Source organism: Nocardiopsis listeri NBRC 13360 (assembly GCF_001570765.1).
Taxonomy (GTDB): Bacteria; Actinomycetota; Actinomycetes; order Streptosporangiales; family Streptosporangiaceae; genus Nocardiopsis; species Nocardiopsis listeri.
The window spans coordinates 1-1,378 of record NZ_BCSH01000131.1; the positions used below are offsets into that span (position 1 = coordinate 1).

Below are 1,378 nucleotides of genomic sequence, written 5' to 3' on the forward strand. Positions count from 1 at the left end.
GGCCATCCGCTTGAGGTCGGCCTCACCCAGATGACCGGTCAACCCCGACCGCTCACCCCACAAACCCCACGCCAACGACTGCGCGGGAAGCCCCTGTGCCCTGCGGTGCTGAGCCAACCCGTCCAGGAAGGCGTTCGCCGCCGCGTAATTGCCCTGCCCCGCGCCACCCAACGTCCCCGCCAACGACGAGAACATCACGAACGCCGACAGATCCAAGCCCCGTGTCAGCTCATGCAGGTTCACCGCCGCGTCCACCTTGGCCCGCAGCACCCGCTCCACCCGCTCCGGAGTCAGCGCCTCAACCGTCGCATCATCCAGAACACCAGCCGCATGCACCACAGCCGACACCCGATGCACCGCGAGCAGACCCTCGACAGCGGCCCGGTCCGCCACATCACACGCCTCGACCACCACCTCGGCCCCGGCCCGCGACAACTCCTCCACCAGCGCAGCCGCACCCGGAGCCTCCGAACCCCGACGACCCACCAGCAACAAGCGCCGCACACCATGCACCGACACCAGATGCCGGGCCACCAAACCACCCAGCACACCCGTACCACCAGTGATCAACACAGACCCGTCGGCCGCCACACCGTCAACAGCGCTTCCACCTGCGCCCTCGCTCCAGCCCTGCGGGACGGTCAGGACGACCTTGCCCACATGCCGCGCCTGACTCACGAACCGGAAAGCCTCCACCGCACGCCGCACATCCCAGCAACGCACCGGCAGAAACTCAACGACCCCCGACTCGAAAAGGCCGACGACCTGGTGAAGCATCTCCTGAATACGGTCCGGCCCAGCCTCCGCCAAATCGAACGCCCGATACACCACACCGTCCAGAACACCCGCGTCCCGGACGTCGGTCTTGCCCATCTCCACGAAACGCCCACCCGGACGCAACAAACCCAACGACGCGTCCACGAACTCCCTCGCCAGGGAATTCACCACCACATCGACCCCGGGAAACTTCTCCTCAAAACCCAGCTCCCGCGACGACGCGATATGCGCCTCATCCAACCCCAGCCCCCGCAGAACCTCCCACTTACCAGGAGAAGCCGTCGCGAAGACCTCCGCACCCAACCACCGCGCCAACTGCACCGCGGCCATCCCCACACCACCAGCACCCGCATGCACCAGCACACGGTCACCAGCAACCACACCACCCAAATCACACAACGCATACAAAGCCGTCAGGAAAACAATCGGAACGGACGCGGCCTCAACGAAATCCCAATCCTCCGGAACCCGCACCAGCATTCGCTGATCGGCCACCGCAACCGGCCCGAACGCTCCCGCGAACAAACCCATGACCCGATCACCCGGGGAGAGCGCGTCCACACCCGGACCCACCTCCAACACCACACCCGCGGCCTCGCCG

The 1,378-nt window shown here is 66.3% G+C and carries 1 protein-coding gene; it reads right to left on the minus strand.

Translation table 11 applies throughout. From position 1 onward, the window contains the following. On the minus strand, positions 1-1,338 hold a 1,338-nt coding region (locus NLI01S_RS24775), incomplete at its 3' end, for an MDR/SDR family oxidoreductase (protein ID WP_223809380.1). Between the last annotated feature and the right edge of the window lie 40 nt (positions 1,339-1,378).